The sequence below is a fragment of the Pseudotamlana agarivorans genome (assembly GCF_001642835.1).
Classification (GTDB): domain Bacteria; phylum Bacteroidota; class Bacteroidia; order Flavobacteriales; family Flavobacteriaceae; genus Pseudotamlana; species Pseudotamlana agarivorans.
The window spans coordinates 1-26490 of sequence record NZ_LXEI01000007.1 but is presented as its reverse complement, the minus strand read 5'-3'; the positions used below and the strand labels follow the sequence as shown (position 1 = coordinate 26490).

Sequence of the window (26490 nt, the reverse complement as noted above, 5' to 3'; positions counted from 1 at the left end):
CTATGAAAAAGAACATATTAATAACCATATTTAGCTTAACTCTATTTTTTGGGTGTGATGATTACCTTGACGAAACCCCAGATAATAGACAAACCATAACTTCTTTAGATGATGTATCGGAGTTATTGGTTTCAGCTTATAACGAAGGATCTCAATTTTTTCTAGAATGGAGAACCGATAACGTGACTGCTATCTTTGACAATACGCAGGTAGATTGGATGACAGAAAACTATCAATATAGATTGGTACAATCTTCAACCCAACAAGATACGCCATCTTACCTTTGGGAAACCTCTTATAACGCCATTGCTCATGCCAATCAAGCTTTAGAGTCTTTAGATCAAATTGAAGGTGGTGATGCCGATTTTAGAAATGCATTAAGAGGTGAAGCCCTAATTTGTAGAGCTTACAACCACTTTATTCTTGCTAATGTGTTTTCACAACACTACAACGATGCTAATAAAGGAACCTTAGGTATTCCTTATATCACGGCTCCTGAAACTAGTCTAAAGGTAGAATATGAAAGAGGAACCCTAGAGGAAACGTATCAATTAATTGAAAAGGATTTATTAGAAGCCTTACCCTTAATTTCAGATGCTTACTATACAGGATTAGGGAAATATCATTTTACAAAAAATGCAGCAAACGCTTTTGCTTCAAGATTCTACCTATTTACCCAAGACTATGATAAATGTATAGAATATTCTAACAAAATTATAGGCACTGGTACTATAGGAACTACCTATGTAAGAGATATGGCAGCCGTTTTCACAGGAACATCATCTGCTCAAATAGCAGATCAGTTTAATGATATCTCTCAAGCCTATAACCTATTTGTAAGTAGAAAAGAAAGTACTGGAGACAGATACTACTTTGGATACAGAACAAATACTAATATTATTAATCAGATACTTCGAATCAATATCCAAGGTGATAGTGACGAAAGAGACTACTTCTATAACTACGGTACCCAAGCCCGTTCTCAACCAAAATATAACGAACTTTTTAGATACACTACTGCAACTACAGGATTCCCTTATATCGTGGTAACTGAATTTAGAAGTGAAGAAGTTATTTTTAATAGAATGGAATCTTACGTGATGCAAAACAGATTGCAAGAAGCTTTAGACGACTACAATGTTTTAGCAACTTTAAGATATGCTAATGGTGGGCAACTTACTTTACAAAATGTGGTTGATTATTTTGGCGGATCTGATCAAGATGCCATGTTAGAGTTTGTACTTTCTGAACGCAGAAAAGAATTTTTAAACGAGAGTTTAAGATGGTTCGATATAAAACGACACAGTATGGAAGTTACTCATATTGATGTTAATGGAGACACCTATGTTTTAGGTGCCGAAGATTTAAGAAAAGCGATACAAATACCACAAAGAGCTACGGTTAACGGTATAGAAGCTAACCCTAGATAATAAAATACATTTGATATGAAAAACACTATAAAACTAATCGGATTAATGTTTTCGGCTACTTTGTTTATGCAATGTAGTTCAGATGACACGAACACGCCATATACACCACCTGAAGATCCTGCAATTACGCACCCCAATGATGTGTATTTATACGATAACGACGGCCATAGTTTATTCGAACGTTACGGTACTGCAACACGTTGGAGATGGAACGACAATTTTATTTCTGCCAGTCAGAGTGCCACACCAATCGAATCAGATTTGGTGATCGATGCTACTAAAATTATTGACTACTTATGGATTGAACCTTATACAGAAGTGGGTGATGATGGCGAGAATTTTATTAAAGAATTATTCCCACCAGAACTTGTTTATATCGGATCTTACATCTACAAAGATGACGGTACAAGGCTATTAGGTTATGCTGAAGGCGGTGCAAGAATCACCCTTTTAAACATGAATAGTTTAGACTTACAAAACGGTGATTGGTTAGCTAACCCTAGTGGAGGAATTTTAGCTACAGCGCACCATGAGTTTTCACATATTATTCATCAAACTTATGGTATTCCAATTGGTTATAATACGATTTCAGACACTTACTTAGGAAACGGTTGGAGTAATGGTGTAAGTCTAGCAGACGCCATTAAACTTGGTATGGTTAGTCCTTATTCAACACTAAATGAGTTTGAAGATTTTTGTGAAGTTATTGCTCATTATTTAGTACTTGAAGACGACATTTTTAACTACTACTTCTTAGATCAAGAAGACTGTAGTGTATATACCGATGGAGATGTTGTGTTAGAATGCCAAGAAATTAATCAAGGACGTTTAAAAATTAGACAAAAATTAGATTTAATTCTAGCTTATTTTAAAAACAACTTTAATATTGACTTGGTTGCTGTGAAAGCTACCCTACAAACAAGATTAACAGAAGTTATAAACACGGGGGTTATTCCGGAGTAAATATTAGTATATCTTTTAATTAAATAAAGTTATAAAATGAAATATATATATAAACTATTAAAATTGACTTTAAGTGTTTGTATGCTATTATTAACGGTTACAGCTTGTACCGATAATGATGTAGAACCACTTTTCGATCAATCCATTAACGAAAGAATTGACGAAGTAAAAACGGAGTATACCGACATTTTAACTTCATCAGAATATGGTTGGGTGGGTTATTACTCTCCTAACAAAGATTTTGGTGCCTTTACCATGCTTATGGATTTTGATGACAGCGGCTATGTATCCATCGCTTCAGATTATTTAAAAGGCGCTGAAGATAATACCATCACTTACAGAATTGCTAAAACTTTAAAACTGGAGTTGGTATTAGAAACACATGCTGTTTTCCATGCTATTTATGAAATCAATGACAATAATAACGACGGAGAATATGTTTTCAATATTCTATCTGTAACCGAAGATGAAGTGGTATTAGAAAGTAAAACCGATTACGGTGATGATATTACTATTTTCACATTAAGAAAAGCTACTCAAGCAGATTTAGACCTACAACCTACTTTTGATTCAGTAGACAACCTAACAGGTGATGGTAGCGAATCTGTTTTCAGAAACATTCTACTTAATGATCAAGCTATAGCGTCTTTTGAATTTGACGCTTCAAGCAGAGTGGCAACAATCACTTACATTCAAAATGGACAAGAAATAACAACTACAAAACCTGTTGTTATTACGGCAGAAGGTTTTTACTTCATTGAGCCAGTAGAAATTAATGGGACAATTTTAACTAGTTTCACTTACGATGCTACAAATAATGAGTATGTTAATACAGAAGATGGCTTAAGAATTATTTACGACCAATTACCTTTATACATTGGTAATGACGTGCAATATTTGGTTCAAACAGGTAACCCTGTATTTTTATACAGACCTAGCTTAGGAAGCTTCCCTCTAACCTCTCCTGCTCATGATACCATGTACGAGGCAATGAATGCACAATTAAATGCAGCAGGCTTCACATTGTTTGAATACAGTTTAACACTTGATTTTAATAGTGATGCTACTTGTGCTAATCAAATTCGTGTTGTTGTACAACGAAATTCTGATGGAGCAAACTTCTTTGCATTCTACTGCTTCGATAAACCAGTAGTTCAAGACGGAAGATTGTACTTAGATTATGTTGGTACTTATGGTGATGGCGAAGCTCTAATTTACGTTTTAGCACCTATAGTTAACATGTTTAACTCGGCTGAAGGGCTTTTATTTACACATGAAGGCAACTTTGGTTCATACTCTAATACCGCTGGAACTTTTACAAGTTTAGATAACCCAGCTTTAAGAGTTTACGGTGTGTTTCTATAATTAGAATTTAATACCTCTTTAAAAAGCCTAAATCAGCTATTGCTGTTTTAGGCTTTTTTTTTATTACTACTACCCTAATATTTTAATTTAGAGAGTACATCCATATTTAATGGCAAGATAATTGTGCCTGGCAGCGTACTAACCTATTAAGTACAATGAAAATATTATTTTCCACTATCGCTTTATTACTCCACCTGGTTGCTTTTACCCAATCAGAGTCTATTTCCGGCATTTATACACGAACTTTGGGTCCAAGCAATGGTATTGAGATAATGTACAAACTAAGCTTAAATAACGACGGTAGCTTCACATTTCATTCTAATACAAAACAAAAGGGAGCACCAGCAGATAAAAACCTTTATGGTAAAGGAACTTGGAAGATTGAAAAAAAAGTCGTTACGTTTATCACAAACGAAAAAACTGATATTAGTGAGGACTACACGTTAGATTTTAATGGTTCGAAAGCAAGATTTATTTCAAAATCTCCTAGAGATAAAAGTAACCGCATTATTGAAACTGCTTTGCAATTTTACGAGTCTAATATTTTCTGGATTGAAACGTTAAGACTTCCTAAAATGTAAAACTGAATGCCAATTAAGTAACCAGAGTTCTAAGTTATTTAAGCTTTATAGTTCTATAATTTTTATTCAGCTGTAGTTACTAATTATTAGCAATATACAGTGAAAATCGTAAACGATTTAAAAACCACTTCAAAAAAGTAGAGGCCGAATTATAAGTTTAAAAACAAATAATTCAACCTCTTTAAATTGAATGTGATAATAGTTAAATATTATCCACTCCCCTTAACCTATCGTTTTAACGTAAAGTGCGATTTAAACTGTTTTGGAACACCAGATTCTTCGTAATTCAAAATGAACCAGTAATCGTTTGTTGGTAGATTTTCTCCTCTATAGGTACCATTCCATCCTGTTGAAGATGGTAAAATTTTCTCCAAAAATTTGCCGTAGCGATCATAAATTTCAATATAGGACCCAGATTGATTACTCATGGCTGTAATGTTCCAAGTATCATTTATTCCATCGTTATTAGGCGTGAAGTATTTAGGATAACTAATGATTCTAATATCGTCGATAACTAACGGTGGATCACATGAAGGATTCTCTGTTTTTCTATCATATACCGTAACCGAATGTGTTCCTCCACTTACATTTGTAAACACCCCACCATTATCTAAAATATGGCCATCGTCAAGCTGAAACCAATACTCACCATAGCCTTCTACGGTTACATTTATACTCGGATTAGCTTCAAATGTTCCTGTTTGAGTAACAGAAACCAATTGGGCTGCACCAGATTGAATGATTTCAAAAGATTCACTAATTTCTGAAGTACAATTGGCTATCAATTGAATTTCGGTAACAGTAAGTGTATACAAACCAGGAGCTGCTGTGTCTACTACATATTGATCTTGATTTGCTCCTGAAATTTCAATACCATCTAAATACCAGGTATATGCATAATTAGAACCTTGTAAATCACTCATTAAAGTAATACTGTTTTGTAATTGTCCAGTGCTGTAATCCACACAAAGCGTGTTAGAACCACTACTAGAAGAAATTACGGGCTTTAAAATCGGACTCACCTCATAATCGAAAGTGGTTGTCGCGTAGCATACATCTGGAATATTACTGTTTTCAACTCGAATATAAATAGTTTGATTATAAGGCGTTGAATTCACAAAACCTTGCGGATTCAAAATAGGATTGGTTCCATTTTCAGCATCAATTGCAGTTTCATAATAGCTTACCTTATAAATATTTTCGTCTTGACCATTTAAAACTTCTTGATTTAAAACGGTTAAATCGAAAGCGAAAAGGCCATCATTTTCTCCATCGTAATCACATACCATTTCTGGCATCGGCATGGTTGCTTGTGCACCATCTAACACCTGAAGTTCAAATGGAAAAATACCTGGACAACTTGCGTTTGACGGCGTAATCATAACATAAATGATTTGATTATAAGCCGTTGTGTTTGTATAAGGATTTGAGGAAATACTATTCGTGGCTCCTGCATCCTCATAAAAAGTGACGGTAAAATCGGCCGTACTTTGAGTACTACCAAGAATTTGAGGAATTTCTGCATTTAGATCAAAACTACTAAACCCATCAGCAGATAAACTACACCCTATCATACTATCCATTGCTTTTATAGGTAACGGACTTACTATAATTTCCAAGGTTTGCGTTGTTGCGCATATTCCTGTATCGGGAGTAAAGGTGTAAGTAGTCGTTGCGCTGTTATCTAATGCTGGACTCCATGTTCCTGTAACACCTTCTATAGATGTTGTTGGTAATGGCGCTAAACTTTCACCACTACAAATTGGAGCTATAGCTGTAAAAGTTGGTACTGTAGGCTGATTAACCTCAATGTCAAGGGTTTGCGATAAAGCGCAACTTCCTGCATCGGGTGTAAACGTATAGGTTGTTGTTTGAGTATTATCTAAAGCCGGAGCCCATGTACCTGTAACGCCCTCAATAGAAGTTGTTGGTAACGGCGCTAAAACATCACCACTACAAATTGGAGCTATAGCTGCAAATGTTGGCGTTGTTGGTTGATTCACCACAATGTCTAAAGTTTGTGAACTCGCGCACTGCCCTGCATCTGGTGTAAACGTATAAGTAGTTGTTAGCGTATTATCTAAAGCTGGTGCCCATGTACCTGTAATACCTTCAAGCGATGTGGTTGGTAAAGGTGATAATGTGTCACCACTACAAATAGGATCCACATCTGCAAAAGTTGGATTACTTAATGGATTTACAACAATTTGTAAAGTTTGAGTAGCCGAACATTGTCCGGGATCTGGAGTAAACGTATAGGTCGTGGTTGTTGTGTTATCTAAAGCTGGTGACCATGAACCTGTAATACCTTCGGCAGAAGTTGTTGGTAAAGGTGCCAGCGTATCGCCATAACAAATAGGGTTTACAGCATTAAAAGTTGGCGTCCCCCCCATTACTATAATCTCCATAGTTTGAGGAACCGCACATTGCCCTGGATCTGGTGTAAAAGTATAATTAGTAGTTTCGGTATTATTTATTGTCGGGCTCCATGACCCCGTAATACCCTCTAATGACGTTGTAGGCAAATTGCTAAGTGCATCATTTATACAAATAGGATCTACAGGTGTAAACGTTGGAACAGCTCCTGTTGCGACAGTTGTTGAAACACTTTGCGACAATGAGGTTGAACACGCTACTTTTCCAGAGGCCATTATAATTTGTACGTTAATTAATTGTAACGTGGTATCTGCCCATGCTGTAGTCACTAAAGTGGCATTTCCAGAACTATCTAAAACAATACTTTCGGTGCCTCCTCCATCTATTTCGTAATGCACTGTAGTATTTGGTGATCCTGTAAACGAGTACGTGATCTCCTCACTCTGACAAATAGCTGCTGGTGAACGCGTAATAGAAGCATCTGGAACCGCTTCTACAACCAAATTAAAATCGGTTAAGCTATAGCACTCCGTTCCTGGTGAAACCACCTTAGCATAAATTTGTTGTGGACTAGACGTTATAGCGTGTATCCCATAAGGGTTTGAGATGGGATCATTTAGTATATTAATACCATCGGTAGCATCGGCTAAATTTTCATAAAACTCTACTGAAGCTCCTGGTGTTGACGTTATACTGCTTTTTAAGCTATTTAAATCGAAAAGTCCAACTCCTGGTGTTGTACTGCAGGTAATAACATCATCCACATCGTTAGCTGTTGGCGGTGTTGGAAAGGCTCCTGTACCTTCCATTGCTGTACCGCTCCATCTTAATTCAAAGCCCCCTTCGCCATGAGGTCTGTCTACAGCAATATAATAAGATTCTCCAGGTGATACATCCAACCAATACACATAACCACTTCCATTCGCACCAGGTCCGGATTGATTTACAGTAGTGCTTCCATTTAATCCCGTATGGTTGTTAGGAAGTCCTGCCAGTATAGGGTTTGTTGTTGCACATCGAATAGGCGCTCCTAAATCAGAACAACTTCTGTTTGCCTCAAACACCCAAAAATCGTAATCAACTGCAAGGCTTGGATCGTCTGGAATTAAATCGAAACCTAAGGTACCTCCTTTTACAATATCAATTTTTAGCCAAATAGAGTTATGCTCAAAACCTTCACAAGCCGTAAACTCAAGTTCACCAGGTCCTGTTGAATTCGATCTAAACACCCCATTACCACACACCGTAATGGCATCAATACAATCGTTTGGTTCTTGAGCGTTAACTGCTAAAGTTAAACTTAGAACACTAAATAACATTAAAATTTTTCTCATAGCCATATTTTCCCCCTTATAACAAACAATAGCCAAACGCATCTATGCATGCTGTTTGACTATCATTTTTTTAATCTATTTTTCTATTTCACTTTAGCCACTTAACTGCCAATTTATTTTATAATTAAAAACTCCGAACGTCTATTTTGCGCGTCTTCTTCGCTAGTACAATTTGATTTACAATCAATTTTTGGTTCTGTACTACCAACACCTTCAGCCGACAATCTATCCTTATTAATACCTTTAGAAATGACATATTGAACAGTAGATTGTGCTCTTCTTTCTGATAATTTCAAGTTATATTTCGAATTACCTTTTGTATCGGTATGAGAACGCACTAGAATTTTCATCTCTGGATGATCATTCATGATTTTTACCAGCTTATCAAGCTCTGATGCACCAGATTGTGTAATGTTACTTTTGTTAAACTCGAAGTAAATGTTATTCAGTTTCACCTCTGTTTCAGTAATCATTTCATTAATTGGAGACAATAATACTGTTTTAGAAACATCATTTCCATTGGTCTCACTTACGGTTATAGAGTTTGACTTATAACCTTCTTTAGCAACATTAAACACAAAAGATAATTCACACTTAGACTCATAGCTCATTGTTCCATCTTTTGAGGTCATGGCATTAGAAACCACATTACCATTTACGTCTACTACAGCAACTGTAGCATTAGGAATAGCAGTATTTGTTTCGGCGTCTTTTACAATAAGCTTCGTTTGAAACTTACAAATTGGAAAGGCCATATAAATTTGATCTACTCCAGTTCTGTTAGATGAAAAGTACCCGATTTCCTGCTCCATATTAATACTAAAAGCAAAATCGTCTCTCCTAGTATTTATCTCCTTTCCCAGGTTTATAGCTTCTTCATTTTTATTTAAATCCACTTTAAAAATATCAAAACCACCAAAACCTTGTTTTCCGCTTGAAGCGAAATAAAGAATGTTGTCGCTGCTTATAAATGGATAGCCTTCTTTTCCTGGCGTATTGACATGCTTACCTAGGTTTACTGGTTCTCCATAAGTGTCCTTATCAACACTAACTTTCCAAATGTCTGTGTCTCCAAAACCGTTTGGCATATTCGAAGTAAAATAAAGCGTTTTACCGTCATGACTTAAACATGGGTGACTTACAGAATACTCCACACTATTTATAGGTAATGCTTTAATATTGGTCCAATTACCATCAACTAAAGAGGCTTTATACAAACCTTGTTGCGCTAATTTTATCCCTTTGTCTTTCATTTTTTTGAAAGATCCTTCACGGTAACCATTACTTGCAAAAATCATGGTTTTTCCATCAGCACTTATGGTTATGGGTCCGTCGTGATAATTGCTATTTAAGCTCTTTACAGGCTCTGGAGTTGAAAATTCACCATTTTCATCACGTACCGATTTATAGATATCTAAATAAGATTCGTTGGTCGATTTATCCTTTTTACTACCCTGATTACGGGTACTTACAAAGTATAAAATATTGTCGTTAGACATTATGGGGCTAAAATCGCTCTCTTCAACATCATTTATAGGAGCCTCCTTAACATGGAATAAAATGGATTTATCATCTAAACTAGAAATATAGTCAGGATTTTTTCTATGCTCTATAGCGCGTTGATCTGAAGGTGTCATTGTAGCAAACGTATCCATTTGTTCGATGGCATCCTGATATTTACCTTGCGATTTTAAAACCTGTGCATAACGGTAATAAAATTCTGAATCTTGTTTAGATTTCGAAGCCATTTCATAATATTTTGAGGCTTCATCAAGGTTAAACAGGTTATAATAACTATCGCCTAGCTGTTTGTAATCGTTGCTATTGGCTTGGTTTTTATCAATCATTTTTAAGTAGACTTCAATAGCATCTACATACTGGTAAGTTTCGAAGTATTTATTAGCTTTTTCCCTTTGACTGTTTTGCCCATAACTGGCTGTTACAAAAAGAACCAAGCATAAAAGACTATATATATGTTTCATTTTTAAGGTGGTTTTTAGTTAGAAAAATCTAGGTGACACAGATACTTTTTTAGGGAAATTAAGATCGAACAACAGCATGATTTCATGAGAACCAGAAGATTCAACATTAAGCTCTGACGTTGTATAGTCGTATGCATAGCCTACGCGTAGGCCTGATAATATTTCAAAATTAACCATAGCGCCAACGGAATCGTCTAGCCTATACGTTGCTCCTGCTTCGAAACGATCGAAAAACAAGAAGTTAGCCGACAAATCCAATGATGTTGGTGCGTTAAAAGCCGATTTCAACATAAAGGACGGTTTAAATTTGGTGCTTTCAGAAAGGTTGAAAACATATCCTGCCGATAAAAAGTAATGCAGTACATCGGAACCAAACTTATAGGTATCACCGTTATTACTAACATCCAGATACGTATTTTTTAACATGTTGGGAATTGAAAACGACACATAATAATTATCGGTATAGTAAAAAATACCGGTACCAATATTTAAATAGGTATTGTTTGTGTTTTCACTAAAGGCTTCATCGTTAGCATCAACTAGGTAGCCGTTTCCAATATCATTAAACAGTCCGATGTTTTGAAAACTAGCGCCCCCCTTTAAACCCAGTGCTAAACGGTGTGCACCACCAAGGTTTAAAGTGTATGAGAAATCAGCGTAAACATTGTTTTCTTCAATAGGACCAATTTGATCTGAAACAACCGACAACCCTAGTCCTACATTTTTACCTGTAGGACTGTGAATTGAAAAAGTTGATGTTTTTGGTGACCCTTCGATACCTACCCATTGCGATCTGTGTAATAACCCAATGGCTAAGTCGCCTCTAGAACCTGCGTAGGCAGGGTTAATCACGTTCATATTATACATATACTGTGTATACTGAGGGTCTTGTTGTGCATTAACACCTAGTAAAACTAAGAGTGCAAATGTTAGTGTGAGATATATTTTTTTCATTGCTATCTTAAATTGCTGGTTGTATAAATTTTAATTATTGAATTCTATTAATAAAAATCCAACCTGTAGTTTTACTACCATCTCCGTTTACAACACTATAGAAATATGTGCCATCTGGAAGATTTTCACCTTTATTAGTTTGACCATGCCATTGGTTGGTATAAGTACCTTTAAACTTATAAACCTCTGTGCCGTTTCTATTAAAGATGTATAGCTCGGTAACTCCGTACCCTGTTAAATCTAGGTCATCATTTTTACCATTTCCATCAGGAGAAATACCTCTAGGAATATCGATACAGCTAGATCTTTCTGCGATATGAGTAACTTCTGAGGAACAACCACCGTATGCCACTTCTACTGAAAACAATAAAGAACTAGTGGTATTTTGGCTGGTGTACTCTGTTATATTAAATATTTCAGAATTCTCTCCAACAACATTTCCATCGGCATCTTTCCAAGTGTAAGTAGCTTGAGATCCATCAAAATCACTATTAATAGGTAATGCTTCAAGAATATAATCACCCTCTTGACATTCTCCTGCTATTTCAAATTCTATAAAATCATTTACAATGACTACAATCTCGGCACGAGGACCATCACAACCTTTAGTGATATCTCTATAAGCCACATAGTATGATGTGTTTCCTGCTACAGTAGTATTTGGTGTAGGTGCCATTGTACTAGCAGTACCTCCTGTTGCTTGAGTGAACCAAACAATCTCGTAACCCGTTAACGGCATTGCTTCTAAAGCCACTGGGGTATCATTTATACAATATTCAATTGGTGTTTCTACAGATGGAATGTCCCCAATACCATTATAGTTTAATTCAATACTGTATTCACAATAGCGTGTTTTCCATGTAAATGAATACACCCCAGGAGCTAAGAAGTTAGTAATATTTACTGTACTGTTGTTTTCATCATCAAATGTTACTGGACTTGGATTGGTATCACTTTGTATCCAAGTACCTGTACCACGAGCTTCTAATGTTGCCATTGGATTTGTACAATCGACATCAAATGGCGCGGTAATAATTTCATTATTAGAACCAAATTCTATAGCATCTAATAAATTTCCAATATTGTCTGTTCCATTAGCTCTAAAAATAAAGCGCGTAACAGGTTGTCCTGTTGGCACGGCATATTCGCCTGAGATAACTTTCCAAGCCTGTTCTGCAAAATTTTCGGTAACTAAAGTATAAGGTCCGCCAGGAGCTCCAGCATACATTTGAATTTTATTACCATCAAAACGACCATAATGCGCAAAACTATATGTCATTAAGGTTATTTCTGAAGTATCAAAATCCCTATACAACCCTTTAATATTCGGATCGTTTTGGTCGATCGTTGTACCCTGATCTGATCGCAACTGGATAAGTTGCCCCCCTTCATAAGGTGAAAAACCAGGTGCATTTAATGATTCCCAAACAAATGCTGAGTTGGTTGTATCTAAATTTTGTCTCCAACCAGGAATTGAATTCACCGAAAGGATTGAACTAACTCCACTTAAGCGTCCGATTCCTGGGTGTTCAAAACCACCGTTTACAATCTTAACATCACACAAATCGTTTGGTGTAGTAATGCATAAACTCAAGCGGTATTCAGTTGGTTCTGCATGTACTTTTGTTAATCTTACTTTATAAGTATCTCCCACAACTAACTCGGAAGCGTACATCGCTGTAATCGTATTATCATAGCTACAGATTATTTCTTCTAAACCTCCAGCTGAATTCTCTCTATAAAGAGTCATCACTAATTCAGAATAATCAGCATAACCTGTTTCTCTAAAAGTTCCTGTCGTATAATGCGCTACAATTTGATGAATTTTAGATTGAGCCGTAAAACTGAACCAAACATCACCGTTATTATCGCCCTCACAACTCATGGCTTCTGGAGACGTTGTCACATTTTTAAAAGAGATCTCTTTCATTGGTGTGCTACAAATTTCGTCGGCACTCACCATAACATCAACTGCTGTAGATACATCATCATTTCTAACAAAAACTAAAGGTCCCGCCCAATTACTTAAATCGTCGTCACCACATACCGCACGAACAAAAAACTCGTAGGTTGCTATGTTAGGGTCTACAAAATCTGAAGCTGTAGGTGTGTATGAACTATTAGAAACTATAGTCCCCGATTGTGGTATAGTACCATTGCCTATCGGCTGAAAAGCAACTTCCCATTGCGTTTCACTACCGGCTGCTGTCCAAGAAAGCGTTGATAGTTCATTAGAGGCTAAATCTTTAGGCTCAGGACAGGTAATATCACCACATGAAGAATAACCAGTGTATACAGTCGTTCTTGATGCCAAGCCTTCTGGACTTTTATATACAGAGTTTCCATCTGGGTCTAAAATTTCAAATTGGTAATTCGCATATTGCTCGTCATTCCAACCTACAGTATCAAAATATAAAGAGTATTGAACTCCAGAGCATAAATTCACTAGAAAACTTTCTTCTACATTACCATTAAAAGGTAAAGACTGGTAACTTTGATTGTTTTGTGTTAACACTAACTCTGACGAAATATCCGTATCACTAGTCAATAAAATGGTATACTGACATAAGTTCTCGAAACTACATAAAGTAGTCACTTCAAGAGGCCCTGTCCAAGGACCATCGGCATCACAAGTACTTCTTACATAAACATCATATTTAGAAGATGCTGTTAATCCTGTAACAGTAAAAGGATTAGACGTTGCGTCGTATAAATAATCTGGATTTGCACTTCCAACAGGAGCTTCTGTTCCTGATGGTTGTACTGAAATTTCCCAAGAGGTTTCACCATTATCATCCCAGCTTAGATCTAATTGGGTATCAGATAAATTACTAGCAATAACATTTGTAACTTCTGGGCAATCTGGAATATCTTCAATATTGAAATTATCAATCACCAAAGTTTGACCTCTATAAGCTCCCGTTGATGCGAAAAATGGCACGTGGAAAGCTATATTTACATCACCAACATAACCCGCTAGGCTAATTATTTTTACTTTATACTCTACATTATTAATGATTACTGGATCATCATCAGAATCATATAACACATGGGTAAATTGATCTAAACCAACACCATTGGTAGATAATAACACTTCTAAATCTTCTGTAAAGAAACTATCATTAACTCTATAATAATATCTTAATTGTTGATTTTCGGTAAGCGTAATGGTTGGCGATATTAACCAATCTTCATTTCTACCATTATGACCAGTAAACATGGCCGCTGCTTGATCGCCTTCATAAGGAAAAGTTGCACTATCAAGTTCCCAAGTATCTAGGTCGTAATTATCATCTATAACCGTCCAACATCCCTCAGTTGTAGAATCTGTATTAAAGGTTTCTACAAATGGTGATGGAAATGCTGTACATGTGGTTGAGAAGTATAATGGACCTATCCATTCGCTGTTATCATCTCCACAATTAGATTTTACGTAAACTTCATAATCTGTATCAGGATTTAAATCTGTAGCAGAAAATGTTGTTTCGGTAGATGTGACACCTTCGTGATTTGGCACCCCAACCCCTGCAAATTGAACAGCCACCTGCCATGAGGTCTCTTGATAACCTGCCGTCCAAGAAAAATCTACACTATTAGAAGTTACAGTATCTAAAGAAAGATTCCCTGGTACCGGACAAGGTGGTGGATCGCCTATGCTAACATCATCAATATGTAAAGTAGAGGATCCTCCAGAAAAAGAAGGCACTCTAAAGGCGATGTACACCGGACCGTTAGCTTCAATAATTATCGATTTTTCGATATAATTAGAATGTGTAAAAACTTCGGCCTGCGAAATCACAGAAAAACTTGTAGGGTTATTTGTTGTTGTAGACATTAACACCTCCAAACCATAACGTGGTGGTATAACAACGCCTAAGTAGAACCCTACTTCTGCTCTATACTTAAATTTTAACTCTTGTACCCCATCGATATTAATGGCTGGAGAAATTAAATAAGCGTCTGTAGATCTTGATGATGTTTCAGCTCTGGTATCGGTTACAGACCAGCTGTCATCTGAGGTATCCCAACAAAATTTCTGTGTATCAGGATCAACTTCATTAAAACTTTCATAAAATGGTGTATCGTAAGACGTACACAAAGTTGTAAAAGTAGCAGGGCCTACCCACACACTCTGATCGTCATCGGCACAATGTGCTCTTACGTAGTATTCGTATCTCGTTCCAGGCTCTAACCCTGTAGCCGCATAAGGGAAATTGCTATCTACAATAACACCATCTCCTGTAGGAATACCTGTTCCCGCATCTTGAATAGCCACTTGCCATTGTGTTTCTTCATCACCTTTAGTCCATGTTAACCACGCTGAATCAGTTTTTACATTTAAACTCGAAGGATTAAGTGGTTTAGGACAAGAAGGCTTGTCTTCAATATAAACATCATCAATCGATAACCTAAGAGCATCTTCATTAGCGCTAGGTTCTACATACCATGCAATATTTACCTTTCCAGTAATCCCTTCTGGTATATCTACAATAACTTCTTGAAAAGCTGTATTTGTAATTCTTGTTACAGGTAAAATTTCGGTTGTGAAATTATTTGGTCCAATACCTGTTGTAGATAATCTGATCGAGTACACAGAAGCACCTTGTGTTGCTCTGTGCTTATAACGTATTCTTTTTTGAGAAGCGTCAAAATTAATTTGAGGAGACACTAACATATCATTACTGATACCATTAACTCTATTAAGTTCAGTTACAATAGTAGCATAAGTCTCCGCTGCTCCTAAATAACCCCAAGTATTTCCATCTTTATTGATATCAAGGCTTGTCCAACAAGGTTCTGGAGTAACATTTGCGCCATTGAAATCGGTAAAATAAGGGGTATCAAAAGCAGTACACTGCGTTGTAAAAGCATAGGGTTTACTCCATGCTCCTGGCAAACCACCACAAACCGATCTTACATATAAATCGTAATCTGTACCTGGCGTTAAACCTGAGTTTATAACAACATCGGTATTTGTACTTGTTGGCGTTCCTCCTGCAGTTGGTGTACCTGCATCACGTGCTACCACTTGGTATTCCCATGAATCTGAAAAACCACCTACATTACCCCATGAAAACTTAACGCTATTTTCAGTTAAGTCACTATAGTCAAAGTTTCCTGGAGGTGCACATGTTAAACCTGAAACGTTAAGTTTAAAACAAATCCCTGCTCCAGAACTAAGCTCAGACGATACAACGATAACGTAGGTTTTACCTTGTTCTACAAATAGGTTTTCTATTGATTTAGGTGAAAAAGCGTTATTGATAGTAAAACCAGCAAGACAATCTGTTCCTACACCACTACAATCTTCGTAAACAAAAAGGGATATTCTGCTATTATAACAATTGTCATCACCTCCACCACCTTCGGTACCAGTCTCTAGGCTAATTGAAAGTAAACCATCTTCGGTTGGTGTATAGGTATGAAATATTTTATCACCATTTAAATAATTGGTTGTTGAAGTCGAGCCACCTGGAACACAGTTAGTTCCTACTGTAGTGTAACTCACTTCTGCAGGATTAGGGTGCACGTAGTTTTGTAAATTTTCAACTAACTCGTAAGGATTCGTTCCAATATCTTCTAAAACTATAGGTTCAACACATGTTAATCCTAATTTAAGCGTTTCAAAACTATATGGTCCCGCCCATTCACCTTTAATGCCATTATCACAAACAGGACTAATATAAAAAACGTATTCTGTTTCTTCATCAAGGTTTATTAAGCTATAACTCGTTCCTGAAACAGGAAAACCACTTGTTGCTGGAACCCCACCTTTTGGTAAAATTTGTAATTCAAAATTAGTAGCTGAAGGATGTGTCCAACTTAAATTGGCAGTAGTCGTCATAATATTGTCGACTTCGACATCAGATATTTCACCCAAACAACCTTCTAATATTTCAACATCATCAATAAACCAAGAATCTCCTGTAGGATTATCTCCATTTTGCGTATTTGTAGCAACAAAAGCGATATAAACATTTAAACCAGCAGGAACAGAACTTGGAAATTTAATCACCTTTTTCTCGTAAGCTGTTTGAGATACATTATTAAGATTGGATTCTGTGTAAGACTGCAGTGTAACACCAAATGCAGTAATATCTGGTTGCGCCGCTGTAGAAATTCTTACTTCATAGGTTGCACCATGATCTATTTCACTACTTTGCTTGGTATAAAAGTGAATTTCACCCTTTTCTGGAACCGTAAATTGCGGTGTCACCAAAAAATATTCTGCAGTATTTTGATCGCCTATATTATCGGCACTTGGTCTTACGTAAACACCATTTGTGTTTAAAAACCCATCGGTGGTAGTTTCCCAATTAGAAGTCCCTACATTATTGCTAACAATAGACCAACTACTGGGTATACCGCTGTTAAATGATTCTGATACTTGTGCGTAACTTTTTCCTGAAGCTGATAAAACTAAAGTTAGTACTAGAATAAAAATCCAGTGACTAAAAATTGAATTTCTAAAACCGAATTCAATCAATCCTTTAACAGAAAAAGGATCGGGTTTTACCAGAGCAATCTGCAACTTGTTTTTCATGCTATGTTTTTTGGTTAGTAGTTTATAAAAATTAAAGATATTATAATACCTTCTTAACATAAACCTTGTGTCTTTGCCTTTTACTGAAATTTGAAAGCAAAAACACCAAACCAACAAACTAAAAAACAGTCTGTTACAATAAAAAATTATTTTTTGAAATTACTTTTTGATTTTACTACCACCTTGAAGAGAATCCACCTTTTTTGTAAGGTTTTGGATGGTTTTTTTATTTTTAATCTCAAGAAATAGTACCCCTAAAACAAAGATTACTACCAATAAAACAGACCATTTAAGAAGAGAATTAAATTGCTCTTTGATATTTACTACTTCAGTGTTTTGAAGCTTGTAACTCTCGTTAATAGAATCACCTATAGAGTTACGTTCAGAGGTTTTTATCTGAGCCTGAGTCTTTAAATATAAATTGTAAAATTCTTGAAATTTTTCTGGTTCATTCAATGCTAAGTGGTTTTCAAAAAGGCCTTTGTAAATCCCTAAATTTAATACCAAATCGCCTACACCTTTAGAGCGCTCTAAGGCTTCTTCTAGTAAATTTACGGCTTTTTTATAGTTACCTTCTAGTGTATAAACTTCGGCTAAACCTTTCTCTGCAAAGGATATTAAACTATCTGCATTCTCTCTTTTTGCCAAGGAAATAGACCTTGCAAAACTATTTTTAGCATTACCGTATTCTCCTAACATAGAGTAACAGTTTCCAATATTATAGTAGATAATACTTAAATTTCCATTACTTTTTCGGCTATTTATTTTTTGATACTCTAAAATCCCCTTATTAAAAAAATCTAAAGCTATATCGCAATTTAAATTGTCTTTATAAATAAAGGCTTTAACCACATAACTATTAGCTAGAAACAAACGAACCGCATCTTTATCTGGATAAGACAAACAGAACCGCTCTGTTTTTTCCATAAACTCGATGGATTTATCATAAATTTTAAGCTGTTGATAAAGCACTCCAGTACGGTAAAGAATTTCTATTTCAAGCAATTCATTGTCTAACTTATCTGAAATCTCGTCAACTTTAACGATGTACTCCAAAGCTTTTTGATAATCACGCTTCGATGTGTACCCAAAAGACACTAATAAAAGCGCCTTAACTCTTACTTCTTGAGCGTAGTTTTCATCTTGATAAATAGACAACCCTAATTTTATAGATTCATTAGGTGTTTTATAAACTTGCCTACGGCTTTCCTCTAATAAACTATCTACTTCTTGGGTTTGAACCAAGCTACTCGTCGCATAAGCACTTAATTGAAAAACAAGTGCCATGCATAGAAATATAGATTTAAGTGCTATTTTCATGATTCTTCTGTACTTGATTTTAATGCTTCACGCTCTTCTTTTATCAAATTGATAAATGTTGCTGGAGACATCCCAACAATGGATTTAAATACCGTGGCAAAGCTACTGTGTGATGAGTAACCACTTTCTTCGGCTAAAAAACTAATTTTATAGTTGATATAGTTATTGTCTTTCTTAAGCTTATTGATGATATAGTTAATACGAAGCTTGTTAATGAATGTATTAAAGTTATCGTTGTAATGCTTATTAATAATTTCAGACAGGTATTTAGTATTCGTTTCAAACTGTCCTGCTAAAACAGCTAGCGACATATCTCTATTTAAATACTTTCTAGAGTTTTCGAACTTTTTAAGCTTAATAAGTATCCCTCGTTCTGTTTCTTCAGGGATCATTATTTTATTCTTGCTTGCTCGTTTTGTTGGTTTTATCTTGCTAAAATAAGCTCTACTTATTTCAAGATATTTTATAATTTCATGAAGTCGTTTTTTTCTTAATTCACTCTTTATCAACACAAAAGCTCCTACTAATAAAACTAGAAAAGCTATAGCAATGACTATATTTCTATAATTCTGATAGGTTTTCTCCTCTTTTAAAACCACCTTATTATGCTCTTCCGTAACCAAATTATAAACGGTATTAATAGATTTTTGATCCATTAATTCCACTTTATTATTTAATACTAAGAACTTATCGTTATAAACAAGGTATTTACTTTTTTGACTGGTTGCCAAATAATTTATGGCTAAATCGCGATTAATTTGCATCAATAATGACGGATTATCAATCACTTCGGCACATTTTAAGGCCATAAATAAGATTTCTTCACTTTTTTCAAATTCATTTTTTTGAAGATACAAATTACCTAACTCGCTATAAAAAATCGCTTTTTCATATAAGTTATTTTGTTGACTATTTTCAAATAAAAGATTGGTTTTATTGATGTAGGTAAAGGCAGAATCATGCAAAGACAAATCCTTATAAACCATTTCCTTTGCTAAGGTGATTTTTAACTTTTCATTGCTATGACTGTCAAAATATGCTTTAAACTTCTCGTTCGTTTCATCAATGATTTGTAAGGCATTTAAGTTTTCATGCCTATCAATTTTCATTTGAATATCTTCAAGAATAATTAAGCTTTGAAGAGAGTCTTTAACCGTACTTTCGGTTTTCATATTTGAAACAACCTCCTGAGCTTTAGATAAGTAATTTTTAGCTTGTTTATCTAAATACAATTCTCTAAACAGCTCGGTTCTAACCAAATAGTTTCTAAATTGAGCTATTGGGCTAACCTTAGGTAATTCTTCAGTATTACTAAAAATAGGAATTGCAGCATTGTTAAAATCTCCCTTTACCAAATAACTCTTACTTAGAATAAAATTAATATGAGCACGAGTTTGTTCGTCTTCAGCACTCTTAACGATGTGTTCGGAAATTTTAATCGCCTCATCAGGGTTAGAATAAATAAGCTCTTCAGCTTTTTCTAATAGCTGATGATTTTGTCCGAAACTCGCTGTAGAACCAAGTAGACACAAAAGCAAAGTAGCGCAAGACATGCACTTATCGAGAGTTGAGAACGAAGCTTTTATTCCTATCAAAATAGCAATTAGATTATGGGGTTCTGACCTAACAATTATCAATGATTTATCATAATTTAACAATGTTTTTACACTGAATATGCGCCTCTATTGAAATATTAAGATAACAAATATAATAAAATCGACAAGACTGTAAGGGTATATCAATTGGATTAACAGTTCTTTTAAAATTGAGATGTCTTTATTATAGAATTGCAAAAAAATTAACACGGGAAATGCATAAAACAAAAAAGCATCGCTTTCGCGATGCTTTCGTGACTAAATCAAATTTATACAAATTCAATTTAAAGCAAGTATTTACTCACCTATTCTTTAATAACTTTAAAAGTTTTTACTGCAGTACCAATAGATACTTTAACGAAGTAAATACCATTGTTTAAGTCATTCATATCTACAGTTGATTTGATTGTATTAGGAGCAAAACGCTTTACCTCTTGTCCTACGATATTGATGATACTAATATTAGAAATACTATTTTTAGCCTGAACCGTTAATGTGTTAACCACAGGGTTAGGGAAGTATTTGAAGTTCTCAAACTCAATAGCATCAGTACTTAATGTTGCGTCTGGATAGATAAATAATTCAAACTCCGAAGCACTAGTGGCTCCACAAAATAGTGATACTAAGTAAGTTTTTCCAGCTTCAACAGTTATGGTTTTATCAACGGTGTTAGAACAGGAAGAAATTCCAGTTACATAGTCCTCTGAAACTGCAGCACAATCACCCGTATTGTAAATCGTATAATAAGTTGTTGATCCGCTAGTTTTTGTAAAATCAACATGGTAATCGCCTGTATAAGTTGGTGTAAACGCATACCAAATATGCTTATAATTAGTTGAACAAGCTGCTTCTTGTGACGGATAAGCATTATCCATATTGCCAACAATTTTATTGTTTCCATTAGCATCACTAGACTCTACTAATGTTGTTGCTGTTGTACAATCATCATTTGAAACGGCATCATCTGGTAATTGGAAAACACATAATTCGAAATCTATGCCTTCACCAGAACTTGCTGATCTTACAACAATATAATAGGTGACACCTGCTCTCATCGCGTGAGTTTGATTAAAATCTTGGTTACAAGCCGTACTTTTTTGAGTAAATGCTCCACAAGTACCACTATACACCACATAACTATCACTAGTAGACCCGTTTAAAACGTTATAAGAAAACTCATAAACACCTTTTGTTGCTGGTGTAAAACTATACCAAACATCATTGTAAACAGTTGAACCGCCTCCACAATCCAAAGCATCGGCAGACTTTGTAGCTCCTATTGTAGTACCTGCTACTTTATTATCACATAAATCGTTAGTAGACAAGCTAAGCGCTACAGCATTCGAGCATTCATCATTTGCTGGTGCTGCGAAAGGCTCTTTAATACAAATGTCATAATTTTGAGCATAGTTACCACTAAGGTTCGTTTTGTTCTTAATATAGTAGGTGTTACCAACAGTTAAGCCTGTTAATGTAACATAACTACCAGTCGAACACATTAAACTTGTAAGTGAACCACAACTTCCTTCAAATAATTCGGTAGCTTGCAACTCTCCTCCTTGGTCATATCCAGGGGCAGAAACCACGTTTAAATACTCTAAAATTTGAATTTCGTTTGTTGCCACAAAACTAAACCAAACACTGTTTCCAGATGTAGAACAAGCTCCTTCCTCATTTGCAGCAGCCGTTGCACCGGCATTACTAGCGCTCACAAAGCTTGTACAAGATTGATCGGTATTAACTGTTATAGGCATCGCATTAGCACACTCGTCATTTGATGGTGGACAGTAAAAAAAAGTGGAGTCGGTATACGAACAACCACTATCATCATTACTAATTAATGTAAAGTTAACTGTGGTTCCACTCGCGTAAGGACCAACAGTAACGACTCCAGTAGATGAAATATTGGTAATATCTGCCGTAGAGGCAACATCATCACTTAACGTTAAAGAAGAGGCATCGCCTAAGTAAGACACATCAACATCTACATAAAACTGACCGTTAGCACAATCGGCTACTGGTGTTAAAGAACCAATCGTTGGACTAATACAACTGTTTTGGTCAATAAATAATTTGTAAGCATAAGTTCTTGAAGCACTTGAGCTACTTAAAACAATATAGTATGTTTTTCCTCCTTTTAATACAACCTCATTCAGTTGTCTTTCAGCATCAAAAGCACTTGCACCTACATAGGCAACACATTCTGTAGCAGCATCAATACAACCTTCAACAACATGAATTCCAGCCCCATTGTCATCTACATCTGTTAAACCAATATTTATAGACATATCGGTAGCTGGTGAAATTTCGTAAAACACATCATTTCCTCTCATGTATCCCGTATTACAAGGACTAGCACCTATATTATTTTCAAAATTTTCTGTATCGCCTTGACCTAAATATGGAAAATTAGAAATCACAATAGGCTTAGAACAGGTAGAACCATCAAGTGGCTCTGCACGTGTTGTAAAGCTTTCTTCAACACATCCCGTTGCGTTACCAATACCATTAGTTGGTACAATATTAATAAAGTACTCGGTGCTGTATGCTAAATTTAAACTTGCTAAAGAGTAAAATGTATCCGTAGTCGTTGTATCTAAAATATCGCTAGCTCCACTCGTTGTTCCTATAGTAAGGTTATAGCCTGTAGGTAATCCCGTAGCTCTATTCCATGTTAACAAAGCATCTAAATCGGCATCTGTTGAACCATTAACTGGAGATATTAACGTAGCATCACAATTTGGTATTTCCGTTGCTAATTGAGTAAAAGCTAGATTATCAATATCCATTCTTAAAAAATTACTAGTAATTACTGACGCTGTTGCAGTAAAGCGTACTTGAAAATTACTTCCAGATGGAATTCCAGTAATCAAAAAATCTGCAGAGTCTGTACATGTTGCTGGATCTACATACGAATAATTAGAGTCATCAATAGTTGTAATAGTTGTCCAAGTAGCACCACTATCTATAGAATATTCTAAAATTAACGAACCCCACCCTGCTGCTGGTGCTGAATAAGTTCTATAAAAGGAGGCTTGATACATCTTATATGAAAAACTAACAGTTAAATCTGTCCCATTTGAAATATTCGCATAATCTGTTGTTAAAATTGATTCTGAAGTCCCTTCAGTTGAAAATAAAGTAGATAAAGTACTTCCTGTAGCACCACATGCAAAAGTAGAAGTTGCTCCAGTAGCTCCTGTTACTGTCCAACCTGTTGGTACTTGATTGTTTGCTGTACTGTCGAAATTTTCTACTATTTCGATTTGAGCAAACACCGTGACGCTTAAAAGCATCATCATAAAAAATGTAATTCTTTTCATTTTGGTTATTGAATTAGTTAATAAATATGGTTTAAAACATTGTTAAGCACCTATTAGCTTAACAATATTATTACCTAAATATATTACCGTACAATGAAGATAAAAAGAGAAGGGATTTGCTATTTACCGAAATTTAAAAGCCAAAAATAAAGCATAAACAATTAGCTTTCAACTGTTTACAAAATTAAGTTAAAAATTTAATGATATTTTAAAGAAAAGCTAATAATGATATAAAAAATTAAATGTTTCAATCTAAATACTAGAAAAAAAACAACTTTAGAATGACTCTCTAAATTCTATCAAAAATTTTAACGTTTTCTTATTTGGATTTACGACAACTGCAATAAATAAAAGGCCTGAGCCAAATTGTCTATTTCTTCAACTCTTTGATTTTTACATTTCAAATTTCGGTAAAACCACAAGACATTGCCTTTATATAATGTAATTATACTAATATTTTTAACCATCCTTTCGTGGGATACAGATGAAATTTACGATAACACGACAAGAACCATTTTTAATTGAAGAACATGAAAAAAACTACCTTACTCTTAACTTTATGTATAGCCTTTTCATTTGCGGCTAACGCACAATATTTACAAGATTTTACAAATCCGCCTGCAGGATGGGTTAGTTACAAAGGCACTGTAACTAGCGAACAAAGCAAATGGGAACATTATGCTGAAGGTGGCTACATGGTTGTATCGCCTTCTGATGCACCAACCCAAGATTGGTTAGTAACACCAACTGCTCCTATTACTGCGACAAATTCAAAATTAGTTTTTGACCAAACTGATATTCTTGCAGCCGACAATAAATCGGTACTTACGATTCGTGTAGCGGAGCACGTCGATGCCAACACGCAATACGATCACGCTGCTTTTACAACAGTAGACACGCAAACCGAACTTGAAGTTAACAATGGTGCCAATGGTAGATTTTCGCAACATGCCGTGGACTTAACAGCTTATGAAGGCAAAACCATATATATCGCATTCGTATGGGAGCAAACTCAAGCTGTTGGTGATGCTTTAGCTATTGATAATGTGGATTTAATTGATAAAAATTTAACAGCACCACATGCACCTATAAACCCTGCACCTGCTCATAACAGCACGAATGTTGATTTAGATGAAAATAACGGCGACTCTGTTATTCTATCTTGGGAACCAGCTACAACAGGTGGTGCCCCAGCAAGTTACGATATCTATTTTAGTGAAAATGGTGGAGACTTAGCCTATGTAGGTAGCCTTGCAGAAACCACTGTAGCAATTACTTTAAATTACAATTCAACCTATAACTGGGCAGTTGTGGCTCGTAATGGTGCTGGTAATTCGGGTGCTAATGCTACGGTTTGGGCATTTTCTACAGAAACAGATCCTAGTTTATCGACTGAAGAACACGATATTAATGCTATAAGTGTTTACCCTAACCCTGTAACCGATGTTATTAACATTAATGCTAATACAGTAATCGATCAAGTTGAAATCGTAAACAGCTTAGGACAACAAGTATTAACTCTAAATGGCGGTCAAGTATTTGATAACAGAATTGATTTAAGCCATTTAAACAATGGTTTATATTTAATCACAATTAAAAGTGACAACAAAGCAAAAACCATAAAATTCGTTAAAGAATAATCGAGTTTAATAAAACATCAGCACTATTTCTTGGTAAAGATTTTGGTAAATAAAAAGTGTTGATTTTTACTTTAGTTTAAGTGACTATAAAAAAAAGGCTGTCTTTGGACAGCCTTTTTTGTTTATGAGTAAAATGAATATTTCCTAAAAGATTTCCAATCCGCCTTTACCTTCACGAATTACTATAGGGGCATCTTCAGATAAATCAATCACGGTTGAAGCTTCATTATCGCCATAACCCCCATCAATAACCAAATCGACCAGATTATCCCATTTTTCTAAAATAAGTTCTGGATCTGTGGTATACTCTAAAACCTCATCTTCATCACGTATAGAAGTTGAAATGATTGGGTTTCCTAAGCGTTTTACGATCTCTAAAGCTATATTGTTATTAGGCACTCGAATTCCAACCGTTTTTCGCTTTTTAAACGGATTAGGTAAGTTTTTAGACCCTGGTAAAACGAAGGTGTATGGACCAGGTAAAGCACGTTTTAAAATTTTAAATGTACTGGTATCAATTTGCTTAACATAATCGCTTAAATCGCTTAAATCATGACAAACAAAGGAAAAGTTAGCTTTTTCCAGCTTCACACCCTTAATGCGTGCAACACGTTCTAAGGCTTTGATGTTTGTAATATCGCAGCCCAATCCGTAAACCGTGTCTGTAGGATAGATAATAAGACCACCCTGTTTTAAAACTTTTACAGCTTTATCAATTTCTCTTTCATTAGGGTTTTCTTCGTAAATTCTTATAAAATCGGCCATAGGATATCTTGTTAAGCTTGCTTACACAAAGTAAACGCTAAAAATGTGAGTGACAAAGTACACGGTTACAAAGTTACAAAGTTAAACGGTTATACGGTTATACGGTTAAACTCAAAATAACATCTAAATTACACCAAATGAAAAAAAGACCTGTGATAATCCGTGGCCAAAAAACCTTTCAAAGACACTGATTTCACAGATCTACACAGATGCTCATTAGTACGAAGATTATAATTGAAATGCCGGTTAAACGGTTAAACAAACTCAAAGTAACATCCAAATTACAACATCCACCCTATGAAAAAAATCCGTGATAAT

General features: G+C 35.3%; 13 protein-coding genes. 5 read left to right on the top strand and 8 right to left on the bottom strand.

Translation table 11 applies throughout. The features are described 5' to 3' along the window. Nucleotides 1-2 precede the first annotated feature (2 nt). From A6I66_RS09155 to A6I66_RS09140, 4 genes are all read left to right on the top strand, one after another. Nucleotides 3-1430, top strand: a complete 1428-nt coding sequence (locus A6I66_RS09155) for a RagB/SusD family nutrient uptake outer membrane protein (RefSeq protein ID WP_067148159.1) — start codon at nt 3-5, stop codon at nt 1428-1430. 15 nt (nt 1431-1445) lie between these two features. Further along, nucleotides 1446-2393, top strand: coding sequence for a substrate import-associated zinc metallohydrolase lipoprotein (locus tag A6I66_RS09150; RefSeq protein WP_067148156.1), 948 nt, complete (start codon nt 1446-1448; stop codon nt 2391-2393). A 36-nt stretch (nt 2394-2429) separates the two neighbouring features. Next, complete coding sequence (locus tag A6I66_RS09145; RefSeq protein ID WP_067148154.1) at nt 2430-3758, top strand: DUF4302 domain-containing protein; 1329 nt, start codon at nt 2430-2432, stop codon at nt 3756-3758. 155 nt (nt 3759-3913) lie between these two features. After that, the gene (locus tag A6I66_RS09140) at nt 3914-4339 is read left to right on the top strand and encodes a copper resistance protein NlpE N-terminal domain-containing protein (RefSeq protein WP_157614163.1); all 426 of its coding nucleotides are present in this window, start codon (nt 3914-3916) and stop codon (nt 4337-4339) included. Between the two features lie 227 nt (nt 4340-4566). Here A6I66_RS09140 and A6I66_RS09135 read toward each other — a convergent pair whose 3' ends face one another. The 7 genes from A6I66_RS09135 to A6I66_RS09105 form a co-directional block, all read right to left on the bottom strand. Next, on the bottom strand, nt 4567-8049 hold the full coding sequence (locus A6I66_RS09135) for a T9SS type B sorting domain-containing protein (protein ID WP_157614161.1): 3483 nt from the start codon (nt 8047-8049) through the stop codon (nt 4567-4569). A gap of 113 nt (nt 8050-8162) precedes the next feature. Then, nucleotides 8163-10031 carry an OmpA family protein gene (locus tag A6I66_RS09130; protein ID WP_067148142.1) on the bottom strand — a complete coding sequence of 623 codons (1869 nt, stop codon included), beginning with the start codon at nt 10029-10031 and terminating at the stop codon, nt 8163-8165. Between the two features lie 18 nt (nt 10032-10049). After that, complete coding sequence (locus A6I66_RS09125; RefSeq protein ID WP_067148138.1) at nt 10050-10985, bottom strand: PorP/SprF family type IX secretion system membrane protein; 936 nt, start codon at nt 10983-10985, stop codon at nt 10050-10052. Nucleotides 10986-11019: 34 nt separating this feature from the next. Continuing rightward, a complete protein-coding gene (locus A6I66_RS09120; protein ID WP_067148136.1) occupies nt 11020-17529 on the bottom strand; it encodes a choice-of-anchor J domain-containing protein in 6510 nt (2169 codons plus the stop codon). Between the two features lie 159 nt (nt 17530-17688). Further along, nucleotides 17689-18816 carry a tetratricopeptide repeat protein gene (locus tag A6I66_RS09115; RefSeq protein ID WP_067148133.1) on the bottom strand — a complete coding sequence of 376 codons (1128 nt, stop codon included), beginning with the start codon at nt 18814-18816 and terminating at the stop codon, nt 17689-17691. A 29-nt stretch (nt 18817-18845) separates the two neighbouring features. Continuing rightward, nucleotides 18846-20402 (bottom strand): helix-turn-helix domain-containing protein, encoded by a 1557-nt coding sequence (locus A6I66_RS09110; protein WP_067148130.1) that lies wholly within the window; start codon nt 20400-20402, stop codon nt 18846-18848. A gap of 347 nt (nt 20403-20749) precedes the next feature. After that, a complete protein-coding gene (locus A6I66_RS09105; protein WP_067148128.1) occupies nt 20750-23767 on the bottom strand; it encodes a T9SS type A sorting domain-containing protein in 3018 nt (1005 codons plus the stop codon). 530 nt (nt 23768-24297) lie between these two features. Here A6I66_RS09105 and A6I66_RS09100 point away from each other — a divergent pair. Further along, nucleotides 24298-25407 (top strand): T9SS-dependent choice-of-anchor J family protein, encoded by a 1110-nt coding sequence (locus A6I66_RS09100; protein ID WP_067148124.1) that lies wholly within the window; start codon nt 24298-24300, stop codon nt 25405-25407. 144 nt (nt 25408-25551) lie between these two features. On the opposite strand, the gene A6I66_RS09095 is transcribed toward A6I66_RS09100, so the two are convergent. Then, nucleotides 25552-26172: an L-threonylcarbamoyladenylate synthase gene (locus A6I66_RS09095; RefSeq protein ID WP_067148120.1), complete on the bottom strand. Its 621-nt coding sequence runs from the start codon at nt 26170-26172 to the stop codon at nt 25552-25554. Nucleotides 26173-26490 lie beyond the last annotated feature (318 nt).

Excerpts from the sequence above, each read along its gene's own strand:
- A6I66_RS09155 (WP_067148159.1), top strand. The coding sequence starts at position 3 with ATGAAAAAGAACATATTAATAACCATATTTAGCTTAACTCTATTTTTT.
- A6I66_RS09150 (WP_067148156.1), top strand. The coding sequence starts at position 1,446 with ATGAAAAACACTATAAAACTAATCGGATTAATGTTTTCGGCTACTTTG.
- A6I66_RS09145 (WP_067148154.1), top strand. The coding sequence starts at position 2,430 with ATGAAATATATATATAAACTATTAAAATTGACTTTAAGTGTTTGTATG.
- A6I66_RS09140 (WP_157614163.1), top strand. The coding sequence starts at position 3,914 with ATGAAAATATTATTTTCCACTATCGCTTTATTACTCCACCTGGTTGCT.
- A6I66_RS09135 (WP_157614161.1), bottom strand. The coding sequence starts at position 8,049 with ATGAGAAAAATTTTAATGTTATTTAGTGTTCTAAGTTTAACTTTAGCA.
- A6I66_RS09130 (WP_067148142.1), bottom strand. The coding sequence starts at position 10,031 with ATGAAACATATATATAGTCTTTTATGCTTGGTTCTTTTTGTAACAGCC.
- A6I66_RS09125 (WP_067148138.1), bottom strand. The coding sequence starts at position 10,985 with ATGAAAAAAATATATCTCACACTAACATTTGCACTCTTAGTTTTACTA.
- A6I66_RS09120 (WP_067148136.1), bottom strand. The coding sequence starts at position 17,529 with ATGAAAAACAAGTTGCAGATTGCTCTGGTAAAACCCGATCCTTTTTCT.
- A6I66_RS09115 (WP_067148133.1), bottom strand. The coding sequence starts at position 18,816 with ATGGCACTTGTTTTTCAATTAAGTGCTTATGCGACGAGTAGCTTGGTT.
- A6I66_RS09110 (WP_067148130.1), bottom strand. The coding sequence starts at position 20,402 with ATGTCTTGCGCTACTTTGCTTTTGTGTCTACTTGGTTCTACAGCGAGT.
- A6I66_RS09105 (WP_067148128.1), bottom strand. The coding sequence starts at position 23,767 with ATGAAAAGAATTACATTTTTTATGATGATGCTTTTAAGCGTCACGGTG.
- A6I66_RS09100 (WP_067148124.1), top strand. The coding sequence starts at position 24,298 with ATGAAAAAAACTACCTTACTCTTAACTTTATGTATAGCCTTTTCATTT.
- A6I66_RS09095 (WP_067148120.1), bottom strand. The coding sequence starts at position 26,172 with ATGGCCGATTTTATAAGAATTTACGAAGAAAACCCTAATGAAAGAGAA.